This window comes from Marinobacter sp. M3C, from assembly GCF_023311895.1.
GTDB lineage: Bacteria > Pseudomonadota > Gammaproteobacteria > Pseudomonadales > Oleiphilaceae > Marinobacter.
On record NZ_CP092284.1, the window covers coordinates 4,626,157 to 4,646,889 of the forward strand.

Below are 20,733 nucleotides of genomic sequence, written 5' to 3' on the forward strand. Positions count from 1 at the left end.
CTTTGCGGCTCAACCGCCGTTAGCGCGTTGGACCGACAAATCGGCTTTCAGTTTCAAGCGTCAGAACAATTTCGTCATCGGATTCGGCCTTGAAGACAATATCGTTGTTGCTCTGGCTAATGGATTCTGGCGGAACGTCCACCACGGTCGGTAGCGAGTATTTTTCGCCGCTTGTAACGGTGATCTGGGTCGGCGTCAGAATCTGGATGTCGTCCATGCCACTGACGCTCAGTGTGTAGGTTTGCGTTGCTTCAGACATATTGGCCAACTTCAGGGTGTAGGAATTTTCGATCCGGCCCTGGCCGTTAAAGCTGAACAGTGCGCCACGATCGCGCAGTACATCCAATTGCGCTGGAACCCGGCTGGCTACCGTGTAGCCAATAGCGCCGATCATCAGCGCCAGCATAAAGCCGTAACCGAAGGTGCGCGGGCGCAGCAGTTTAGAGGTTCTTCCTTCCAGCTCGTTTTCGGTAGTGTAGCGAATCAGGCCGCGCGGGTAGTTCATCTTGTCCATGATGTCGTCGCAGGCATCAATACACAGGGCGCAGCCGATACACTCGTATTGCAGGCCGTCACGAATGTCGATGCCGGTCGGGCACACCTGAACGCATTGGCCGCAGTCGATGCAGTCACCCAGGCCGACTTCATCAGGTTTGACTTCTTTCTTACGGCCGCCACGGGGTTCGCCGCGGTTAGGGTCGTAGGACACAATACGGGTATTGGGGTCAAACATAACCGATTGGAAGCGGGCGTACGGGCACATGTACAGGCACACCTGCTCGCGCATCCAGCCGGCGTTAAGATAAGTGGCAACGGTGAAAAAGGCGACCCAGAAGTAAGCCCAGCCATTGGCATGCAGGGTAAAGAGATCGACAATCAGCTCACGAATTGGATAAAAATAGCCAACGAAGGTCAAACCCGTTGCCAGCGAAATTAGCAGCCAAATGACATGTTTGGCGGTTTTCTTTGCGACTTTTGAGCGGGAATTGGGCGCTTTGTCGAGCTTCATACGCTTGTTGCGACCACCCTCGATGCGTTCTTCCACCCACATAAAGATGAAGGTCCATACCGTTTGCGGGCAGGTGTAACCGCACCATACGCGACCAAAAAGGGTGGTGATAAAAAACAGACCGAAAGCACTGATGATCAGCATGCCTGACAGTAGAAAGAAATCTTTCGGGAAGAAGGTAGCACCGTACATGTGGAATTCGCGGGCTGGCAGATCAAAGTGAATCAACGGCTCGCCGTTCAGCGTTAGCCAGGCGAACAAAAAATACATGCCCATCAACGCCAGCAGGCTGAATGTGCGAATACGCTGGAAAAAGCCCTTTATTTCTTTGACATAAATCTTTTTGCGACTGGCGTAAAGGTCAACAGATTGAGACCCCTTCCTCTTGTCTGAAGGCTCGTTGGCCGGGTCAATTTGTTGTACCGGAATCTTGGTGCTCATCGATTTCTCCGATGAAAATAAACAGGGGCAGGGCGCGGAGGGTCCTGGAAGTGAATGCTTGATCTGTGTCAGGTGGATCACCTGTTTGATCACTTCAAGTCTGTCCCCGCCAGAGGCAGACGCAGAGTTGAAAGGACCAGGCCGGAGCGAACTCCGGCCGGTTTTTTCAGTTCGACATGCTGTAAACGTAGGCGGCGAGAATCTGAATCTGATCTTGAGACAAGCGACCGCTTTGTGAAGGCATTTGGTTCTGCCGACCGTGGATGACCGTTTGACGGATCCAGTCGAAGGTAGAACCATACAGCCATACGTTGTCAGTCAAGTTAGGCGCACCCAAGGCTTGCATGCCCTTACCGTCGACACCGTGACACGCCGTGCAGGCCTGCATGAACACGGCCTTTCCAGCTTCAACAGATTCTGGATCTTTGGCACGGTTACTAAAGCTCAACACGTAGTTGACCACCTGATCGACTTGGGTATCGGTCATGTTGGGCATCACGCCTTTGGCCGGCATAACGCCCATGCGACCGTTGTTCAATGTGTGCAGAATAGCTTCCGGTGAACCACCGTATAGCCAGTCAGTGTCGGTCAGGTTGGGAAAGCCCACTTGGCCGCGTGCGGCAGAACCGTGGCACACTGCGCAGTTGTTGGCGAACAGACGTTGACCAAGCTTCTTGGCGTCGTCTACCTTGGCAAGCTCCGGTACCGCTGTTTTGCCGTACTGTGCGTAGATCGGGCCGTAAAGCGCATCGGCCTCGGCAACTTCTGCTTCCCACTGGTTGACAGACGTCCAGCCCAGCAGGCCCTTGAAGTTACCAAGGCCCGGGTAGAGCGCCAGATAGCCCAGCGCGAATACAATGGTGGACATGAACAGATAGAACCACCACTTCGGCAGCGGATTGTCATATTCTTCGATGCCATCGAAGGAATGACCCATAGTACGGTCGGTTTCCACATCGGAGGTCTGGCTTTTGCGAGTCGAAAGCAGCAGCCAGGTACAACCGAAAATAGTACCGAGCACGATCACAGTGACCCAGATGCTCCAAAAGGTAGTCATTGTTTTTTCTCCGTTTTTTCCCGTTCAAGGGTACGCTGTGCGACCTCGTCGTCATCAAACGGCAGGTGCGATGCTTCTTCGTTCGCCTTCTTGCGATGGGCGCTGAACGCCCACCAGATAATGCCGATAAACATCGCCATTATAATAAGGGTGTGAACACCGCGTAAGTCGTTAGCATCCATCAAATCACCGTTTGTTCGGAAGGATGGTACCCAGCTGCTGCAGGTATGCAAGCAGAGCTTCGATCTCAAACTTGCCCTCTAATGCGGCTGGAGCGTTTGCGATCTGCTCGTCGGTGTAGGGAACACCCAGGGTTTGCATAGCCGTCAATTTGGCTGCGGTACCGTTATGATTGACGCGATCTTCGAACAGCCAGGGGAATGCTGGCATGTTGGATTCGGGAACCACACTGCGCGGGTTATACAGATGCTGGCGCTGCCAGGCATCGGAATAACGGCCGCCAACGCGGGCCAGATCCGGACCGGTACGTTTGGAACCCCACAGGAACGGGCGGTCGTAAACGAACTCGCCCGCAACGGAGTAGTGGCCATAGCGCTCGGTTTCCGCACGGAACGGGCGGATCTGTTGGGTGTGGCATACATGACAACCTTCGCGGATGTAGATGTCACGACCTTCCAGTTCAAGCGCTGCCAGAGGTTCAAGACCTTCGATGGGTGTGTTGACGCTCTTCAAAAAGAATAGCGGAACGACTTCCACCAAAAAACCGCCACTGATGGTCAGAATGATCAGTACGATCATCAAGCCAAGGTTCTTTTCTACTGTTTCATGATTCATCTGATTTCTCTCCGTTACACGGCCTGGACAGCGGCGTTATTCTCGGCAACGGCTTCTTTCTGACGAATAGTCACGAAGACGTTGTACGCCATAAACAGCATACCGCTCAGGAAGAGCACGCCACCCAGGAAGCGGACAAAGTAGCCGGGGTAAGAGGCTTCCAGAGCTTCCACAAAGCTGTATGTCAGGCTGCCGTCTTCGTTAACCGCACGCCACATCAGGCCCTGCATAATGCCGTTAACCCACATGGAGACGATGTACAATACGGTGCCCACTGTGGCAAGCCAGAAATGGACGTTGATCAGGTTGGTACTGTGCATCTCTTTCAAGCCCCAGAGTTTTGGAACCAGGTGATAGATAGCACCAATGCTGATCATGGCAACCCAGCCCAGAGCACCGGAATGCACGTGGCCAATGGTCCAGTCTGTGTTGTGCGACAAGGCGTTAACGGTCTTGATTGACATCATCGGGCCTTCAAAGGTGGACATGCCGTAGAACGACAGGGAAACCACCAGGAAGCGCAGGATAGGATCGGTACGCAGTTTGTGCCATGCGCCGGACAACGTCATCATGCCGTTGATCATGCCACCCCAGGATGGAGCAAGCAGAATCAGAGACATAACCATGCTGGCGGTTTGGGCCCAGTCTGGCAGGGCAGAGTAGTGCAGGTGGTGACCACCGGCCCATACGTAGGTGGCAATCAGCGCCCAGAAGTGAACGATAGACAAGCGATAAGAATAAACCGGACGGCCAGCCTGCTTGGGAACGAAGTAGTACATCATGCCCAGGAAGCCTGCCGTCAGGAAGAAACCTACGGCGTTGTGACCATACCACCACTGCATCATCGCATCGGTCACACCGGCATAGGCCGAGTAGGACTTGAACGCACTAACCGGAAGCGCCAGATTATTACCGATATGCAGAACCGCGATGGTAATAATGAAAGCACCGTAAAACCAGTTAGCCACATAAATGTGCGGCATGCTGCGCTTGGTAATGGTGCCAAAAAAGACGACCGCATAAGTGATCCACACTATCGCAATTGCGATGTCGATCGGCCACTCAAGTTCGGCATATTCTTTTGTGGACGTCAGGCCCATGGGAAGAGTGATGGCTGCGGAGATGATAATGGCTGTCCAGCCCCAGAACGTGAAGGCAGCAAGCTTGTCGGAAAACAAGCGTGCTTGACAGGTACGCTGCACGACGTAGTACGACGTTGCAAACAACGCACTTCCACCAAAGCCAAAGATAACAGCGTTGGTGTGTAGCGGCCGCAAACGGCCGAAGTGGGTAAACGGAAGGTCGAAATTGAGGGCCGGCCAAACCAGCTGTGCTGCAATCAGCACACCCAGAGCCATGCCAACAATTCCCCATACGACCGTCATGATGGCGAACTGCCTTACCACCTTGTAGTTGTATGTCAGGTTCGGATTCAATGTGCTCATAGCCTTACCATTGGGTTAAAAAGGGGTTTATGCGGGCGTAATTATGAGGAAAGCATTAGGCCTTTGCAATGATTCAGGTCAACTCCTGGCATGCATCAAAAGTAGCGGAAATGGATGTGCGGCAAGGAGTTAAGTAAGTGGGATGCAATCTGGTTGGACTCTTTTCGTATTGTGCTTATGCCATTTAACGTGACTCTCCTGGGAGAAACATGAACGAAAATACATGGTTGCCTAGTGTTGGTTTTTACAATACCCCTAAGATTGCTATGGTTATTGCCCACGGTGCCGGAGCGCCGGCGGATTCTGACTATATGGAACAACTGGTTATCGCACTGAGTGACGTAGGTGTTTCTAGCGTGAGATTCGAGTTCCCTTTCATGCAACAGCACCGCTTTGACGGACGTAAACGCCCGCCCGGTCGGCAACCGGGCTTGCTAGACAGCTTCGTTCAGGCGCTCAAGCGTGCAAAAGACGAGCTGCCGCAGGATTGCTTTGTGATGGCAGGTGGAAAATCCATGGGCGGGCGTATGGCCAGCTTACTGGCTCAACCTGCCAATATAAGTAAAAGTTCGGACTCGAGTTTTAATAGCAACCTTTTAGCGAGCAACTTGATGGATGCGGTGGTCTGTTACGGCTACCCGTTTCATCCGCCGGGCAAGCTTGACCGCTGGCGCACTGAGCACTTGGCGCACATTACCTGTCCGCTGCTAATTGTTCAGGGTACCCGCGACCCGTTCGGCAAACCGGCAGAGCTTGTAATTCAAAGCGCCGCTCTGGCCAACTGCGAGTTGCGTTGGCTGGAGGGTGGCAATCATGACTTCCAGCCCTTCGCGCGCCAGCCAGAAACCCAGAACGATTTAATTCGCCAGGCTGCGCAATTGACTCGGCAATTCGCAAACAGGATCATCGCTGAACGCTGACTCTTGCCGGGTAATCAGGATCCGCCCTGCTCGAGTATGGTGATTATTTCTTCACGATCCATAATCGGCATCAATTCCGCCATTAGCTCTTTGCGCTCTTTCGATCGGTACCACCGGTCCCAGTGACTGACCGAGCGCCAATTCGAAAGTATAAAGCGGTTGTTCGGATCGTTTCGATTGCTTAAGGCTTCACCGGATATAAAGCCCGGGGCCGCAACCGCGTTTTGCAACACCTTGCGCGAGCGGGTTTCGTAAGCTGCCTCCAGGGATTCGGCGATGTGCCGTTCAATTAATACTCGGATCATGGCGTGCCTCGGTTGTTGTGGTTCGAATTCTGGTGTCCAATAAGCAGCAAGTTTACAGATTTATAGGTTGAATCGACCCATTCTCAGGAGCTAAACCGTGGAAAATCCAGAATTTGATGCAGAACTCGATGCCCGGGGCCTATATTGCCCGGAACCGGTAATGATGCTGCACAGCCGTATTTTGGACGTGCCGGCGGGCGGCATTCTTCGGGTAACGGCAACAGACCCCTCCACTGTGCGTGACATTCCCCGGTTTTGTCAGTTTCTCGGCCACGAACTTCTAGCCCAGAACCAACCCGATGGCGAGTTCCATTTTATGATTCGTCGCGGCGGTTGAAGGTTTAACGTGTCAGTCGCGAATATTAACGCCGCTCAGGTGCTGTAGAAATTCGCTGCGGTTCATCTCTCCCAGAATACGTTGGTTACCGATTTCCTGACCACTCAAGTTGTAAAACAAGATACCCGGCGGTCCGAAAAGACCGAGCTCGTCTAGCAGGGCCTGCTGCTGTGGCGTGTTGGCCGTCATATCAAGCTGTATCAGACTGTAAGGTGCCAGTGCCTGAATTACCTGGGCGTCGCTGAATACATTGCGCTCCATAACCTTGCAGGCAATGCACCAGTCGGCGTACAAATCCAGTAACGCGGGTTTACCGGCTGCTTGTGCCTGTTGCAAAAGCTGGCGTATCTGCTGCGGTTCACTGGTGCGCTGGAAGTTGGCGTGGCTGGCCGCACTGCCGGCGCCGCTGCCCACGCTACCCGCCGTAAACGGTGCCAGCGGCCGCAGCGGATCGCTGGCACCCGCCAGTGCACCCGCCAGCAGCGCCATACCCCAAGCAAAGGCCACTAGCCCAAGCCCCTTGCGGGTGCGTTGCAAGCCGGCTTTGGCGGCGTCGAAGGCGCCCAACTGAACACCCACCACGGCAACCAGCAAGCCCCACAGCGTTAGAGTAAGCCAAGGCGCAAGCATCCGTTCCAGCAGCCAGATGGCGACGGCCAGCAGCATAATGCCGTAGCCGTGTTTGATCGTCGACATCCAGGCGCCCGAGGTCGGCAGAATTTTGCGCCCACCCACCGCCACAGCAATCAGCGGTACGCCCATACCAAGGCCCATGGCCAGCAGCGCCAGACCGCCGATGACCGCGTCCTGGGTTGCGGAAATGTACAACAGGCTGCCTGCCAGCGGCGCCGACACGCAAGGCGATACCACCAGCGCCGACAGCGCACCTATTCCAAACAAGCTGGCAATGCGCCCGCCGGACAGGTTTTGGCTGGCATTGCTGAGAGGGTTGCGGATAAACGCCGGTAGTTGTAATTCAAAAACGTCAAACATGGCCAGCGCAAATACGGTGAACAGCGCTGCGAATACGCCCAGTACCACGGGCGACTGCAGTTGTGCTTGCAGGTTAAAGCTGGCCCCCAGCAAACCGGTCACCACGCCGGCTGCGGCGTAGGTCAGCGCCATGCCCAGCACGTAACTAGACGCAAGCACCAGAGCATGGGCGCTGGAGCGGGTATTCTGGCCAGACACCAGCGAGGAAATGATGGGTATCATGGGTAGCACGCAGGGAGTAAAAGTCAGCCCCAGGCCCAACAGGAAAAATACGCCAACGATCAGCCAGGTTGGCTGTTGGCTCATAAAGCCGGCAAGTCCACTGGCGCTGCGAGTATCGGACACAGCGTCCGCTGGGTTAGGGCGGCTGTTGCTGCTGGCAGACGTGGCATTGGAATTGATCGCCTCGCCGGGCGCAGCACTGCTTAAGCCATTACTGTTGGCATAAAACAGCAGGTCGCGGGTTTGCGGCGGGTAGCACAAACCGGCACTGGCGCAGCCCTGATAGCTGACCTGAAGCTCGGCTTCGGTGACCCCGGGGGGCAGTTGAATCGGTTGTCGAGCCTGGATTGGATCGTAAAACACCGCCATCTCGCCAAAAAACTCGTCGTTGGTGATAATGCCCAGGCGTTCGAAGCTAAGCTCTCCCAAGCTGATGTCCGCGCTGACCGGGGTTACTGAAATACGGCTCTTATAAAGATAGTGCTCTGGCGCAATGTCCCACTCGAGTATTAGCGCGTCACCGTCGGTGCGGTAACTAAAAGGCAGCGCCTGATCGACAGGAAGAAAATTCCCTTGGCTGGCGGAGCTGCCGCCAAACCAGCTTGAGAATGTGGCATCCTGTTGCGCGAACGCGGTGTTGTGCGCCAGCAAAAACACCATCAATGCGACCAGCGCGCTTAGCTGGCAAAAAGCCCGAGGCCGTTGCCGGGCTGTGGCAGTAACAATCATGTTGAGCCTTAATTGCAAACGAATGAATGGAAACCGACTGCGGTGTAGAGGGTAAATGTTGCGCCAAGTTCCCCAAGTGTGCGTCGACGTTTTCCGGCGCAGCACTTTATGCCTTGACGCAGGCCCAAGATCGCGCTGGCATTGAGGCTGTTAAAGTCGCACAATAGCTCCCCAATGATGCACTGCTCAAACGATCTTATCATGCTATTTAATGGTTTGTTCCGTCAGCCTCGCCAGACTATTTTGGTGCGTGGCGACGACGAACCGGAATATTTGCCTGCTGGCTCAGGTCCGGCACAAGTGGTTTTTGCTCACGGCTATTTTTCCAGTGCCTTGCACGAAGTCAGCCATTGGTGCATTGCCGGTGAATACCGCCGTACGCTGCAAGATTACGGCTATTGGTATTGCCCTGACGGCCGCAGCCGCGAGCAGCAGTGCGCTTTCGAGCAGGTTGAGGTAAAACCCCAGGCTTTGGAATGGTTGTTTGCCTTGGCTTGTGGCTGGCGTTTTCATATCAGCGTCGACAATCTGGCGGGGCAGGGCGCAGCCAATCCGCAACTGTTTGCCAACCAGGTTGTTTGCCAGGCAACAGAGTATCTTGCACAGGATGATCCTGATGCCGGTGCGGGCGAATTTAAGAACACACCCCTGAGCGGCTTCTATAACAACATACCCTGCCGCGCAGCGGATTTTTTACACGCGCTAATGCGTTTTTATGGAACCGAGGGCTCGCTGACAGAGGCCTTGCAAAAAGATGCACGGCGAGTTGCGCCATTATGGGCGGCTGTCGGTTCTGACTCCCGGAATACCAAGGACACCGAAACTGTATGACCATTGATAATAATTCTACTGACAGCAACCCGACGTCTACTGCTGATAACGACATCTCCAGTGCTAGTGACAGTCCCGTTATTGACAGCCCTACTACCGATCGCAGCCACACCTCTGATTTGCGCTTTAGTGATCTGAATCTGGATCACCGCCTGCAGCAGGCCATTGCCGCCATAGGCTTTGAATACTGCACTCCGATACAGGCCGAAACCCTGCCTTGGACCCTGGCCTGCCAGGATCTGATCGGCCAGGCCCAGACCGGCACCGGCAAAACCGCAGCGTTTCTGATTACCGCGATCCAGACCATGCTGGAAACCCCGATTGAAGACAGCAAGCGCTTTGCCTCGGAGCCGCGGGTTCTGGCGCTGGCGCCCACCCGCGAGTTGGCGATGCAGATCGCCAAAGACGCCGAGCAGTTGTGTGCCCATACCGGCCATAAAGTTGTGACCGTGGTTGGCGGAATGCACTATGACAAGCAGCGTGATCAGTTACAGAACGAAGTCGTGGATATTCTGGTGGCAACGCCAGGCCGGCTGATCGATTTTCTGGGCTCTCAGGACGTGTTTCTCGACCAGATCGATATTTTGATTCTTGACGAAGCCGACCGCATGCTCGACATGGGTTTTATTCCGGATGTTAAACGCATTATCCGCAAGTGCACGCCGAAGGAAGATCGCCAAACGCTGCTGTTTAGCGCGACGTTCAACCAGGATGTACTGAATCTTGCGTCTATGTGGACCCAAAGCGCCGAGTTTGTGGAAATTGAGCCGGAGCAAAAAACCGCCGAGCGGGTTGAGCAGACCGTGTACCTGGTCGGCGATGATGAAAAACTGCAGGTGCTGGTGAATTATCTGAAGCGCCCGGAAGTGGACAAGGCACTGGTGTTCGCCAATCGCCGTGACCAGTGCCGTGATTTGGAAGAAGACCTGCGCAACCAGGGGGTGTCTGTTTCGCTGATGTCTGGCGAGATTGCCCAGGCTAAACGCCTGAAAACCCTTGAGCAGTTCAAAGCCGGCAGCATTCAAGTGTTAGTGGCAACAGACGTTGCAGGCCGTGGTATTCACGTTAACGGCGTAACTCATGTGTTCAACTATAATCTGCCCGATAACGCCGAAGATTACGTACACCGTATCGGTCGCACCGGTCGTGCCGGCAGCACCGGCGTGTCTATCAGCTTTGCCGGCGAAGACGATTCCTTCGCCCTGCCGGCGATTGAAAAGTACATCGGTCAGAAGCTTGCCAACGAGGTGCCGGACGAAGCGTTGATGGTGCCGATGGATAACGCCCCTATCGCCCGCAAGCGCGGTCGTCGGCCACAGGGCACGCGCCCGACTGGTAACCGTAGCAGTGGCAACCGCAGCGGCAATAGCCGGCCGCGCAGAAGCTGATTCAGGCGACCTTTTAAATAGACCTGAAGACAGTTTGAATAGAGACGTTGGGCACAAAAGCTTAGAGATGACGTTTTAGGCACATACCAGTTTAGATAAAAAGGCGGACGACCGGCATGTTGATTGTTGCAGACGAAAACATTCCGTTACTGGACTCGTTTTTTTCCGATTTTGGTGACATCCGCCGGGTCAGCGGCCGAGAGCTCAGCCCGGACCAGGTGCGCGACGCCGATGTGTTGCTGGTGCGTTCGGTTACCCGGGTCAATCGCGACTTGCTGGAAGGCAGCCGGGTGCGTTTTGTGGGCACCACCACCATTGGCACCGACCATGTTGACCGGTTCTGGTTAGAATCCCAGGGCATCCATTTTTGCGCCGCCCCCGGCTGCAATGCCAACAGTGTGGTTGAGTACGTGCTGGCCGTGGCTTCGTTGCATGCATCCAGACGCGGGCTCAGCAACTGGGCACGGCAGAGTGTTGGTATTGTGGGGGCCGGCAACGTTGGCGGGTTATTGGCGCAAAGGCTGGAGCGCTTGGGCTTTACCGTTGTTCTGTGCGATCCGCCAAGGCAGCAGGCCCAATATGGCGGGCAGGATGAGCCAAGTTCGACGGAATTCTCCGGTCTTGAGCAGGCGCTTGAGTGTGACTTGGTAACGTTGCACACCCCACTAACCCGCGATGGCGAGCACCCAACCTATCACTTGTTGGGAGCTCAAGAGCTGGCGACACTAAAATCTGGTCAATTATTGATCAATAGCGGGCGAGGTGAAGTAATCGATAACGCCGCTTTGCTTGCCCGTCTGCACCAGCCAGATGCGCCAACAGTCGTGTTAGACGTGTGGGAAAACGAACCGAAAATAGACCCGCAGTTGCTGCAGCAGGTTTGGTTGGGCACCCCGCACATCGCCGGGTACAGTCTGGAAGGCAAAGTGCATGGCACTGAAACCATATACCGGGCGCTGTCTCGCTTTCTTGGCCTGCCCGTGCGCAAACAGGCTGGTCAGTATTTGCCCCAGCCTCCTCTAAGCAAGCTGGCATTCACCAGCAGCGCCGGCGACGATGCGGTACAGCTTGCTTTGCATAATTGCTACGATCCTCGCCGTGACGACGCGCGCTTGCGGCTGAGCATGGCGGGCGACGAACAGCAGCGCGCCCATGCCTTTGATCGGCTTCGCAAGGAATATCCGGTGCGCCGTGAATGTTCCAGCTTGAAAGTCCAGCTTAAGGGCAGCAGCAAATCCATGGGAGAGCAATTCCGCTCGCTGGGATTCAAAGTCAATATCTGACGTCCGCTTTACCGCTCATAACCAGAACAGGCCCGTTAGGGCCTTTTTGTGTTTCTTTAGAGTCGAATCCTGCAGGCCAATCCCGACGGCCGCTGTTTAAAAGCGGCGCCTTAGTGCCCGGAAGCCAGAGGCTCGGCGAGCACTTCTCCTTTAGCCAGAATTTCGCCGTTAGCCGCCCCAGATACTTCGAATACGTGGTAGGCTTCTGCGCCCAAAATGTCGATAGCGGTGTCCACATAGTTGTAGCGGATGGGTACCGGGTCTCCTGAAAACGTCACAACGAATTGCCGCACTACCGTAGCAATGTCAACATTCAACGGCTGTTCAACCCACAGATACACGCACTTGTCGGGCACTACGTACTCGCAGCGCACCGCTCTGTAGCCCTCCCGCAGTTTCAGGGTGTTGATAACCTTGCTGCCTTCAAGCCGAAACTTATGGATCGTTTTCATGACAGTTACCCCTTATGTGGCATAGAGTTTGATATTACCGCGGCCGCGGCTCAGAAAAATAGAGTTTTTCCTTATGGGTCAGGTTTTCTGTCGTACCAGCCAGTAACAGATCCCCAGAGCCAGCGCAGTAATGCCGATGCCAACAATCTGTTCAGCGCTGACCAGGGTCAGGTCCAGCACAATAACCTTTCGGGCAATGGCCATTAGTGCAGTGGCGATAACCAACTGTACCGGAATCACGTTTGAGCCCAGATAAAGCCGAATGTTGATAAAAATTTCGATGGCGATCAGCACCGCCATAAAGGCACCAAACACCTGAAGAATGTCTTCCACATCCATCAACATAAAGGGTGGGGACTGCAATCTTTCGTAAATTACATAAATGACGTCGGCGACGCTCCAGTAAATCACCATCACCATCAGGACTGCGAGTATACGCACCGCAAAGCGGATTGACTTGTGCAGTATGTTCAGAAGCGGGTCGTCGCTGTCTGCCGGTATCTCGTCGTGCTTCATCAGCTGTTCCTTCGTGCTTTTACTGTCCACGTCCCGCTTATTGAGCATAGAAAGTATTTATACCTTTTTTTAAAGTTTGGCCTGCTGTAACGCCTGGATACGTTGCTCCTGGCGGGAAAATGGCGACTTCAGGCATGCCAATACCGGCGTTTTTGGCCAGCTCCGCTACGGTTTCCAGCAACCAGCGCTCCACCGGTGTGCGCGGTGTGTTGATCACCCGGGCTTTGGTGCTCCATTTCGCCATCGGTTTTGAAATCAGCAGCGATATAAGGGAACCGGCAAAGCCGAATACAGCCGCAAAAATCAGCAGAGAGCCGTAATCAATACCGTTCTGGGCCAGATAGCTGTCTACGCCCAGTAGTCTCAAAGTGAAACTGGCTACCAGGATTACCGCCAGGTTGGTGGCCAGAAACAGCAGTATTCTCATAGTTTCCTTCTCTTGTGAATGTAAAAATGTTTACGAATGCGCATTAAAGGGCGGTTGTAAATTCGGCCAATCAGACGATGTGACAGTCTTACTGCTTGTATTGTTCCAGGAATCGCTCCAAGCGACCCACGGCATCGGCCAGAGTGTCTTTGCGCGGCAGGAAAACAACCCGCAGATGTTGCCTGTCTTTTACATTAAAAGCGGAACCCTGAACCAGCAGTATCTTTTCCTGAATCAGCAGGTCCAGTACCAGTTTCTCATCGTTAACGATGGGGTAGCGCTTGGGGTCCAGCTTGGGGAACAAATAGAGCGCACCCTGTGGCTTTACGCAGCTGACGCCGGGGATGTCGTTGAGCAATTCCCACGCGGTTTGGCGCTGTTCGAACAGGCGGCCGCCCGGAGTCACCAGGTCGTTGATGGACTGGTAGCCACCCAACGCCGTCTGGATAGCCAACTGGGCTGGTACGTTGGCGCACAGGCGCATGTTCGAGAGCATTTCGATGCCCTCAATCAGGTCGGTGGCTTTGTGTTTGGCGCCGCTGATGATCATCCAGCCGGATCGATAGCCTGCAGCACGATAATTTTTCGACAGGCCGTTGTAGGTGAAAAAGAGCACGTCATCGGCGAGGGACGCGGTAGAAACATGCGTTACGCCATCGTAAAGAATCTTGTCGTAAATCTCGTCAGATAAAATGATCAGGTTGTGGGCCCTCGCCAGCTCAATCACCTGATGCAGCAGCTCGGTGGAATAAACCGCGCCTGTGGGGTTGTTGGGGTTAATCAGCACAATCGCCCGGGTGCGTTTGGTGATTTTGCGGCGGATGTCATCAATATCCGGAAACCAGCCCTGCTGTTCATCGCAGTGATAGTGCACGGGTTTGCCGCTGGAAAGCGCTACCGCGGCGGTCCATAGCGGGTAGTCAGGCGCGGGAATCAACACTTCGTCGCCAGTATTGAGCATGGCCTGCATAGACATTACGATCAGTTCGCTGACCCCGTTACCCAGGTAAATGTCATCAATGTCGACTTTGTCGATGCCGCGCTGCTGGCAATAGTGCATCACCGCCTTGCGCGCGGAAAACAGGCCCTTGGATTCCACATAGCCTTGGGCCAGGTGCATGTTGTAGATGACGTCTTGCTGAATTTCTTCCGGTACATCGAGCTCAAAGCTGGCCGGATTGCCGATATTCAGTTTCAGTATGCGATGGCCTTCTTCTTCCAGGCGCTTCGCTTCACGCAGAACCACGCCGCGTATCTCGTAGCACACATTGTCCAGTTTGGTGGATTTGTGATAATTCTGCATGCCCGGTCGATCCTCTATGGCGTATGTTGCGGCGAATAAAAAAATCAGGAAGTCGCTTTCCATTCTAATGGAGCAGGTGTCCTGAACAACAGTTGAATTATGATGAATAGTGTTAAGTTACAGCAGATTCCGCCGTTGCATGTGAAATACTAATCTGCACGCAGGCTGGCAACGAGTGCTAAGCTTGGCGTTCGACCAGGTTCCACAGCATTTCTCCTTATTTTAGAAAGCGCTCCAACGTGTTTCAGACAACATTCCAACGTATTTCAGATAAAAGGAACAGCGCGATGGCCGGTATATATGATTTTGAGGTAAAAGACATTAGCGGTAACGCCCAAAGCATGGCTGTTTATCAGGGCAAAGTCTTGCTGATCGTAAACACCGCCAGCAAATGCGGTTTCACACCACAATTTGAGGGGTTACAGACACTTTACAGTGACCTGACTGATCGGGGGCTGGAAGTGTTGGGTTTTCCCTGCAATCAGTTTATGAATCAGGACCCGGGCAGCAACGACAGCATCGGCCAATTTTGTTCGCTGAACTACGGCGTCAGCTTTCCGATGTTTTCGAAAGTTGAGGTAAACGGCGACAACACACATCCGCTTTACCGCTATCTAAAGCACGAAGCCTCGGGGCTGCTGGGGTCTGAGCAAGTGAAGTGGAACTTTACCAAGTTTCTGGTGAATCGCGACGGCGAGGTGCTCAAGCGCTACCCTCCCACCACCAAACCTGCCGACATTCGTGCTGACATCGAAAAAGCGCTGGGTTAGTACCCTTTTAATCGTCGTAGTTGGTTTTTTTCTTCCAGCTGTCGTCTTCCAAAAGGGTATCCCACTCTTTATCGTGCTTGCGGTGAGCGTCAAGGCTTACGCTGTCGGTCTCTGTGCCGGTCAGCGCCTCCAGTTCCTTGATGCGTGTGCGGAAGCTTTTCACGGCTTTCATGGCCACGGGGTTATCCGCAGATTTGCCCATCTCGGTGCTGGCCAGATGGTATGCGTGAATGGCTTTACGTATTTCGTTCTGGTGCACATAATCCCGGGCTTGGAAAACATGCAGATCGGTGTGGGTTTTGTGCACCAGAAACAGCACGTATTTCAGGTTCTTCCGCGCTGTGGCGGTGTCCAGCCGGCCGGCCTTGTGCATCGTCTCTAACAGGGCGAACAGGCTCTGCAGTAAATCTTTGACCGCGGTGGCTTTTTGCGGTGAATCTATGCGCATCTGCATTGTTTTGTCTGCACCGTCGCGTATCTGCTGCTTCAGATGGCCCAGCGCATCGCGTCGTTTATCAATTGGCAAGGCTGTGTTCAGGGTTGCCAAGCCATTGCAGCTGTGTTCCATTTGTTTAATAAGGACCAGCTTCAAATCACCGGTCACATACTGGCCCGGCAGTTCCGTTAAAAGCCGATTGGCGAGTTTGTAGCTCTCTTCCAGCATAGCAATGCGGCGGATGCGCTGAATGCGGGCCTTTTCACGCAGGTGGCTGATGGTGACCACGGTAATCGCAATGGCAACCACGGCGGCTAATAGCAGAACAAGTGTTGAAGTTTCCATGACTTACGACAAGACTCCGTAGGCAAGCTGGCGCAGCTTTAGTAGTTATAAAAAGGGTATCAGAAATAGCGCCTTAACAATGTTTTTAAATGTGAAGGCTTGAGAATGTTGTTAAATGTGAAGGAGAGCAGGCCTTGGATATTTCCCGCGTAGACCTGAATTTACTGGTGTATCTGGACGTGCTGCTGCGTGAGTGTAATGTAACCAAGGCAGCCAACCATCTGGGCATTACCCAGCCCGCCATGAGTAACGGCTTGCGACGGTTGCGCGAGTTGTTCGGTGACCCCTTGCTGGTGCGCACCAGCGAAGGCATGACCGCCACTGAAAGAGCCCGGGAGCTGCAGCCAGTGGTGCGTTCGATTGTGTCCAGCATCGAGCAGGTGATGCAGGATAAAACCCCGTTTTCTGCGATTAATAGCCAGCGCGTGTTTCGTATTATGGCCAGTGACTACGCTGAGTCCTGCCTGATGCCGCGGGTACTGCGGCGTATACGCCAAGAAGCTCCGAAGGTGACTTTGGATGTATTGACCCCTAGCGACGTCAGTTTTTTGGATGTGGAGCAGGGCAGGCTGGATATGGCCATCAACCGCTTCGACAAGATTCCCCAGTCGTTTCACCAGAAAACCCTGTGGAGCGAATATTTTGCTTGCCTGATGAACGCTGAAAACCCGATTTTGCAACAATCGTTTACCCTGGAAAGCTATCTTCAGGCTAGCCACATCTGGGTCAGCAAGACCGGGTTTGGGGTGGGGGTAGGGGTGAATCCTAAAGACGTGCAGCGCCTGGGCTGGGTTGATGAAGCCCTGGCCAAGATTGGCCATAAACGGCAGATTTCAGTATTTACCCGCCACTATCAGGTGGCCATGCTGCTGGCCGAGCAACACGACCTGATTGCCACGCTGCCATCACGGGCGGCCTGGCTCCAGCGTGACAACCCGCACCTGGTGTTCAAAGTGCCGCCCTTCGACATTCCGCCGTTCGATTTGAAAATGGCCTGGAGCCCGCTGCTGCAACACAACGCCGACCACCAATGGTTGCGCCGGCTGATCGCTGAGGTGGCTGAAGAGGTAGACGCAGAGTTTGCCGAATTTGGCACACCCTTCGAACGCAGCTGATTTAAAGAGAAAGCACTCGTAGCTCTGCAGAGCGCTGGCCGGTGTTCCACATTTGCAAGAAACGCTCTTCCAGGCGCTTTACCCGCCCGCCGTCGGCAAAATTGGCAAATCCCTGGCTACCGCCAAACTCATGGCGGTAAATCACACCTTGGCGGTCGGCCAGCATAAAGGGTTCTTTTTCTGGTGGGGTTGTATCGCTTAACAGTCGAAGTTCGATGCGGCTGGGCAACCGCCGCATTAACTCAGCCAGCCCGTGCTGGCGTTGAGTCAGCGCTTTGTCGTCTTGAATCAGTAGGCGGACATCGCTAAGCCTATGGCGCCTTGCCATTTGCGACACCAACTCGCAAAAGCGCGGTTGACCGTAAAGGTCGAAGTCCAGCGTGTTGTCGTACAGCCATAATCGCTGCCGGGCCTGTCCCGCCAGGCTGTGCATCAGCTCTACCAGTTGCTGCTGCCGCTCGAACAGCCAACTGCGCGAATCGTCGCCAAGGTTCATTGGAAATTTGCGAATGCCAGGCCGCTTCCCGGCCGGTTCTGCCGCCAGCTCTTCGGCCAGCACAGAAGGCGCCAGGCAACGCATATCAAAATGCGCTATGCCGGCGTCGTCATATTGGTCTGAACACAGGTGAAATCCGGCACGCTGGTAAAACTCAACGGCGTGCTGCTGCGCCGATAGCTGCAGCTGGGAGTAGTGTACCGCACCTTGGCAAATCAGATGCTGCAACAGAGCCTGGCCAATCTGTTGGCCGCGGAATTGCGGCAGCACCGCCATGCGCCCGATGAAACCAGTGGCACCTGGAATGCCATACAGGCGCGCCGTGGCGGCGGCTATATTGCCATCTACCACTACCAGAAAGTGTTCGGCGCTCTGGTCGATGAGGTCCCATTCCAGTTCCTCCGGCACCTTCTGCTCCTCAACAAATACCCGCTGGCGAATGCCCCGGATTTGCGGCGGCGCGCTGTGCCAGTTGTATTTCCGAATGCGCATATTCATCGGAGCCCCGTGCGGCCGTTTATTCGAAGTAGATAGAACCCTGATTGTACAGATTGGTGAGCAGCCCAAGTATCGCTTCGTCTTCGGCAAACGCTGCCAAAGCCTTTGCGTTAACCCGGGCACCAGCGCACAGCAGCGGCGCAAATGGGCGAGCATCGCCGCGCAGTAGGTATTGCTCGCCGTCTACAAACAGTGCGGTTTCGTTGTCCAGTTCATAAAAGGCAAATCGAGAGCCTTCGTTCCAGCGAACCTGTTCACCGGCCTGTATCGCTGCTTGAAGGTCTTCGCTTGCGGCAGGTTCATCGGCGGGCACCACGGTTTCAGCGCTTTTTGGAGCAGTGGTAAACTGGCCGAACCACAGTGACAGGTTGCGCCGGTCGCCTATTTTTTCCTGTATCAAGGCTTCCAGGCGGTCAATCACCACCGGTGCGATGGCGCCGGGATTGTCCTGCAGCGCCAGATCCGGATCATTCATGTGCTCGGCCGCATTGGGCTGGTTGCACAGGAAGTCGGTAAAGCCGGTGAGCAAATCGTCGACTGTGGGCGCGCGGAAGCCTACTGACAGAGTAATACAGTCTTCTTCGGCTATGCCATGGTGGCCTATGGCGGGCGGCAGGTACAGCATGTCGCCCGGCTCTAGAATCACGGTTTCCTCGCCCTGCCAGTCACTTAGAATACGCAGCGGTGTGCCTTTCAGGCGGGGCGAAGCAGAGCCGCATTCACCGCCGAACGTCCAGCGACGGTTACCCTGGGCCTGCAAAAGAAACACGTCATACTGATCGTAATGGGGGCCTACGCTACCGCCTTTCGGCGCGTAGCTGGCCATAATGTCGTCCAGCCGCCAGTTGGGTACAAAGCGGAAGTGCTCCAGCAAATCGGCGACTTCCGGCACCCAGTGGTCAAGGCCCTGCACTAGCAGGGTCCAGTTTTGCTCTGGCAGCTTGCTGAAACGCTCTTCGCTGAATGGGCCGTTATGAACTTGCCAGGGCTTGCCGGCGTCGTCTTCAATTACGATGCGCGATTCTACGGTTTCTTCACAGGCCAACCCGGCCAGTTCGTCGGCGCTCACCGGGCTCTCAAAGCCGGGAAACGCCTGGCGGATAACCAGGGGCTTTTTCTGCCAGTAGTCGCGTAAAAACTCTGCAGGGGTTATTCCGCCAAGCATGTCCATGGTGTTACTCCGGTATTCAGATGTTGCGGGCTTGGTCTATGGCGTTGCCAATGTAGCTGCCGGGCGTCATCGCCATCAGTTCGGCTTTAGCCTGTTCGGGAATGTCCAGGCTGCTGACAAAGCTTTGGATAACCTCGGCGCTCATGGCTTTTCCGCGGGTTAAGGCTTTCAGCTTTTCGTAAGGTTTTTCAATATTGTAACGGCGCATCACGGTCTGAATCGGTTCCGCTAAAACTTCCCAGGCCTGGTTCAGGTCGGCGTCCAGGCGCGCCGCGTTCAGCTCCAATTTGCTCAGGCCTTTCAGGGTAGATTCATAGGCAATAAGGCTGTGGGCGAACCCCACGCCCAGGTTGCGCAGCACCGTGGAGTCGGTCAGATCGCGCTGCCAGCGCGAGATCGGCAGCTTGGCTGACAAATGGTTTAGTAAGGCGTTGGCAATGCCCAGATTGCCTTCGGAGTTTTCGAAGTCAATGGGATTAACTTTGTGTGGCATGGTGGACGAACCCACTTCGCCTTCGACGGTTTTCTGTTTGAAATAACCCAGAGAAACATAGCCCCAGATGTCGCGATCCAAGTCGATCAAAATGGTGTTGAAGCGGGCAACCGCGTCGTACAGTTCGGCGATGTAATCGTGGGGTTCAATCTGGGTCGTGTACGGGTTGAAATTCAGCCCCAGGCTTTCGATAAACGTTTTGGCGGTTTCGGCCCAGTCAATGTCTGGGTAGGCAGAAATGTGGGCGTTGTAGTTGCCCACCGCGCCGTTGATCTTTCCCAGCAGTTCGACGTTTTTTATCTGCGCTAGCTGGCGCCGCAGACGGTGCACAACGTTGGCCAGTTCTTTGCCCACGGTGGTCGGCGAGGCGGTTTGGCCGTGCGTACGCGATAGCATGGGCTGGGCTGCGTGGTCGTGTGCCAGCATGGCGACCTGGTCTATGACTTTTGTCATCGCCGGCAGCATGCCGCTGTCCAGGCCTTCTCGCAGCATCAATGCGTGGGACACGTTGTTGACGTCTTCTGAGGTGCAGGCAAAGTGAACAAATTCGGTGACCGCGTGAAGTTCGGCGTTATCGGCGATTTTCTCTTTGATGAAGTACTCCACCGCTTTCACATCGTGATTGGTGGTGCGCTCAATATCTTTTATGCGCTGGGCATCGGCCAGACCGAATTCGCTGACGAGGGCGTTCAGAGCGGTCTCTGCTTCAGCAGAAAACGTCGGAACTTCTTGAATTTGCGGATGAGCCGCCAGTTTTTGCAGCCAGCGGATTTCGACGGTTACGCGGTTTCTGATTAGGCCATATTCACTGAAAATGTCGCGAAAAACGCTAACTTTGCTGCCGTAGCGTCCGTCCACCGGGGAAATAGCGGTCAGGGCGGTGAGTTCCATCGAAAACCTCTCAAAATGTTTGAAGCGGGGCGGTAAAAGTCAGGGCGATATAATACACCAGCGGC

General features: G+C 54.6%; 21 protein-coding genes and 1 pseudogene. 7 read left to right on the top strand and 15 right to left on the bottom strand.

Annotated elements, in window-relative coordinates; genetic code table 11:
- Positions 1 to 19 precede the first annotated feature (19 nt).
- From ccoG to ccoN, 5 genes are all read right to left on the bottom strand, one after another.
- Complete coding sequence (gene ccoG, locus MIH18_RS21715) at positions 20 to 1,450, bottom strand: cytochrome c oxidase accessory protein CcoG (protein ID WP_249005240.1); 1,431 nt, start codon at positions 1,448 to 1,450, stop codon at positions 20 to 22.
- A gap of 166 nt (positions 1,451 to 1,616) precedes the next feature.
- The gene (ccoP, locus tag MIH18_RS21720) at positions 1,617 to 2,507 is read right to left on the bottom strand and encodes a cytochrome-c oxidase, cbb3-type subunit III (RefSeq protein WP_249005239.1); all 891 of its coding nucleotides are present in this window, start codon (positions 2,505 to 2,507) and stop codon (positions 1,617 to 1,619) included.
- Complete coding sequence (locus MIH18_RS21725) at positions 2,504 to 2,689, bottom strand: cbb3-type cytochrome c oxidase subunit 3 (RefSeq protein WP_249005238.1); 186 nt, start codon at positions 2,687 to 2,689, stop codon at positions 2,504 to 2,506. The genes ccoP and MIH18_RS21725 overlap by 4 nt, the downstream gene beginning before the upstream one ends.
- Before the next feature lie 4 nt (positions 2,690 to 2,693).
- Positions 2,694 to 3,302, bottom strand: coding sequence for a cytochrome-c oxidase, cbb3-type subunit II (gene ccoO / locus MIH18_RS21730; protein ID WP_249005237.1), 609 nt, complete (start codon positions 3,300 to 3,302; stop codon positions 2,694 to 2,696).
- Between the two features lie 14 nt (positions 3,303 to 3,316).
- Positions 3,317 to 4,747, bottom strand: coding sequence for a cytochrome-c oxidase, cbb3-type subunit I (gene ccoN / locus MIH18_RS21735; protein ID WP_249005236.1), 1,431 nt, complete (start codon positions 4,745 to 4,747; stop codon positions 3,317 to 3,319).
- A 209-nt stretch (positions 4,748 to 4,956) separates the two neighbouring features.
- On the opposite strand from ccoN, the gene MIH18_RS21740 reads away from it, so the two are divergent.
- A complete protein-coding gene (locus tag MIH18_RS21740; RefSeq protein ID WP_249005235.1) occupies positions 4,957 to 5,667 on the top strand; it encodes an alpha/beta family hydrolase in 711 nt (236 codons plus the stop codon).
- A 14-nt stretch (positions 5,668 to 5,681) separates the two neighbouring features.
- Here the strand turns inward: MIH18_RS21740 and MIH18_RS21745 are convergent, their stop codons facing one another.
- A complete protein-coding gene (locus MIH18_RS21745; protein ID WP_249005234.1) occupies positions 5,682 to 5,972 on the bottom strand; it encodes an antibiotic biosynthesis monooxygenase in 291 nt (96 codons plus the stop codon).
- Between the two features lie 97 nt (positions 5,973 to 6,069).
- Between MIH18_RS21745 and tusA the strand changes: the two genes are divergently transcribed.
- Positions 6,070 to 6,309, top strand: a complete 240-nt coding sequence (gene tusA / locus MIH18_RS21750) for a sulfurtransferase TusA (RefSeq protein WP_249005233.1) — start codon at positions 6,070 to 6,072, stop codon at positions 6,307 to 6,309.
- Positions 6,310 to 6,321: 12 nt separating this feature from the next.
- Here tusA and dsbD read toward each other — a convergent pair whose 3' ends face one another.
- Positions 6,322 to 8,253: a protein-disulfide reductase DsbD gene (gene dsbD, locus MIH18_RS21755; RefSeq protein ID WP_249005232.1), complete on the bottom strand. Its 1,932-nt coding sequence runs from the start codon at positions 8,251 to 8,253 to the stop codon at positions 6,322 to 6,324.
- A 201-nt stretch (positions 8,254 to 8,454) separates the two neighbouring features.
- On the opposite strand from dsbD, the gene MIH18_RS21760 reads away from it, so the two are divergent.
- The 3 genes from MIH18_RS21760 to pdxB all read left to right on the top strand — a co-directional run bounded on the left by MIH18_RS21760 (position 8,455) and on the right by pdxB (position 11,755).
- Complete coding sequence (locus tag MIH18_RS21760) at positions 8,455 to 9,084, top strand: elongation factor P hydroxylase (RefSeq protein ID WP_249005231.1); 630 nt, start codon at positions 8,455 to 8,457, stop codon at positions 9,082 to 9,084.
- Positions 9,081 to 10,472: a DEAD/DEAH box helicase gene (locus MIH18_RS21765; RefSeq protein ID WP_249005230.1), complete on the top strand. Its 1,392-nt coding sequence runs from the start codon at positions 9,081 to 9,083 to the stop codon at positions 10,470 to 10,472. Before MIH18_RS21760 ends, MIH18_RS21765 begins: the two co-directional genes overlap by 4 nt.
- A 116-nt stretch (positions 10,473 to 10,588) precedes the next feature.
- Positions 10,589 to 11,755, top strand: a complete 1,167-nt coding sequence (gene pdxB, locus MIH18_RS21770; protein ID WP_249013472.1) for a 4-phosphoerythronate dehydrogenase PdxB — start codon at positions 10,589 to 10,591, stop codon at positions 11,753 to 11,755.
- A gap of 110 nt (positions 11,756 to 11,865) precedes the next feature.
- Here the strand turns inward: pdxB and MIH18_RS21775 are convergent, their stop codons facing one another.
- The 4 genes and pseudogenes from MIH18_RS21775 to MIH18_RS21790 all read right to left on the bottom strand — a co-directional run bounded on the left by MIH18_RS21775 (position 11,866) and on the right by MIH18_RS21790 (position 14,453).
- Complete coding sequence (locus MIH18_RS21775; RefSeq protein ID WP_249013473.1) at positions 11,866 to 12,207, bottom strand: hypothetical protein; 342 nt, start codon at positions 12,205 to 12,207, stop codon at positions 11,866 to 11,868.
- A gap of 78 nt (positions 12,208 to 12,285) precedes the next feature.
- Positions 12,286 to 12,723, bottom strand: a complete 438-nt coding sequence (locus MIH18_RS21780) for a phosphate-starvation-inducible PsiE family protein (RefSeq protein WP_249005227.1) — start codon at positions 12,721 to 12,723, stop codon at positions 12,286 to 12,288.
- A 112-nt stretch (positions 12,724 to 12,835) separates the two neighbouring features.
- A pseudogene (locus MIH18_RS21785) lies at positions 12,836 to 13,150 on the bottom strand (protease HtpX); the annotation flags it as partial.
- Between the two features lie 88 nt (positions 13,151 to 13,238).
- Positions 13,239 to 14,453 (bottom strand): pyridoxal phosphate-dependent aminotransferase, encoded by a 1,215-nt coding sequence (locus MIH18_RS21790; RefSeq protein ID WP_249005225.1) that lies wholly within the window; start codon positions 14,451 to 14,453, stop codon positions 13,239 to 13,241.
- A 287-nt stretch (positions 14,454 to 14,740) separates the two neighbouring features.
- Here MIH18_RS21790 and MIH18_RS21795 point away from each other — a divergent pair, with 287 nt between their 5' ends.
- Entirely contained in the window at positions 14,741 to 15,223 is a 483-nt protein-coding gene (locus MIH18_RS21795) for a glutathione peroxidase (RefSeq protein WP_249005224.1), read from the top strand.
- Positions 15,224 to 15,230: 7 nt separating this feature from the next.
- Here the strand turns inward: MIH18_RS21795 and MIH18_RS21800 are convergent, their stop codons facing one another.
- A complete protein-coding gene (locus MIH18_RS21800) occupies positions 15,231 to 16,004 on the bottom strand; it encodes a hypothetical protein (RefSeq protein ID WP_249013474.1) in 774 nt (257 codons plus the stop codon).
- Positions 16,005 to 16,138: 134 nt separating this feature from the next.
- Between MIH18_RS21800 and MIH18_RS21805 the strand changes: the two genes are divergently transcribed.
- Entirely contained in the window at positions 16,139 to 17,119 is a 981-nt protein-coding gene (locus MIH18_RS21805) for a LysR family transcriptional regulator (RefSeq protein WP_249005222.1), read from the top strand.
- A 1-nt stretch (position 17,120) separates the two neighbouring features.
- On the opposite strand, the gene MIH18_RS21810 is transcribed toward MIH18_RS21805, so the two are convergent.
- The 3 genes from MIH18_RS21810 to purB are packed head-to-tail and all read right to left on the bottom strand — an operon-like array spanning position 17,121 to position 20,668.
- On the bottom strand, positions 17,121 to 18,113 hold the full coding sequence (locus MIH18_RS21810; protein WP_249005221.1) for a GNAT family N-acetyltransferase: 993 nt from the start codon (positions 18,111 to 18,113) through the stop codon (positions 17,121 to 17,123).
- Positions 18,114 to 18,132: 19 nt separating this feature from the next.
- On the bottom strand, positions 18,133 to 19,284 hold the full coding sequence (locus tag MIH18_RS21815; protein WP_249005220.1) for a cupin domain-containing protein: 1,152 nt from the start codon (positions 19,282 to 19,284) through the stop codon (positions 18,133 to 18,135).
- Between the two features lie 16 nt (positions 19,285 to 19,300).
- The gene (gene purB / locus MIH18_RS21820) at positions 19,301 to 20,668 is read right to left on the bottom strand and encodes an adenylosuccinate lyase (RefSeq protein WP_249005219.1); all 1,368 of its coding nucleotides are present in this window, start codon (positions 20,666 to 20,668) and stop codon (positions 19,301 to 19,303) included.
- Between the last annotated feature and the right edge of the window lie 65 nt (positions 20,669 to 20,733).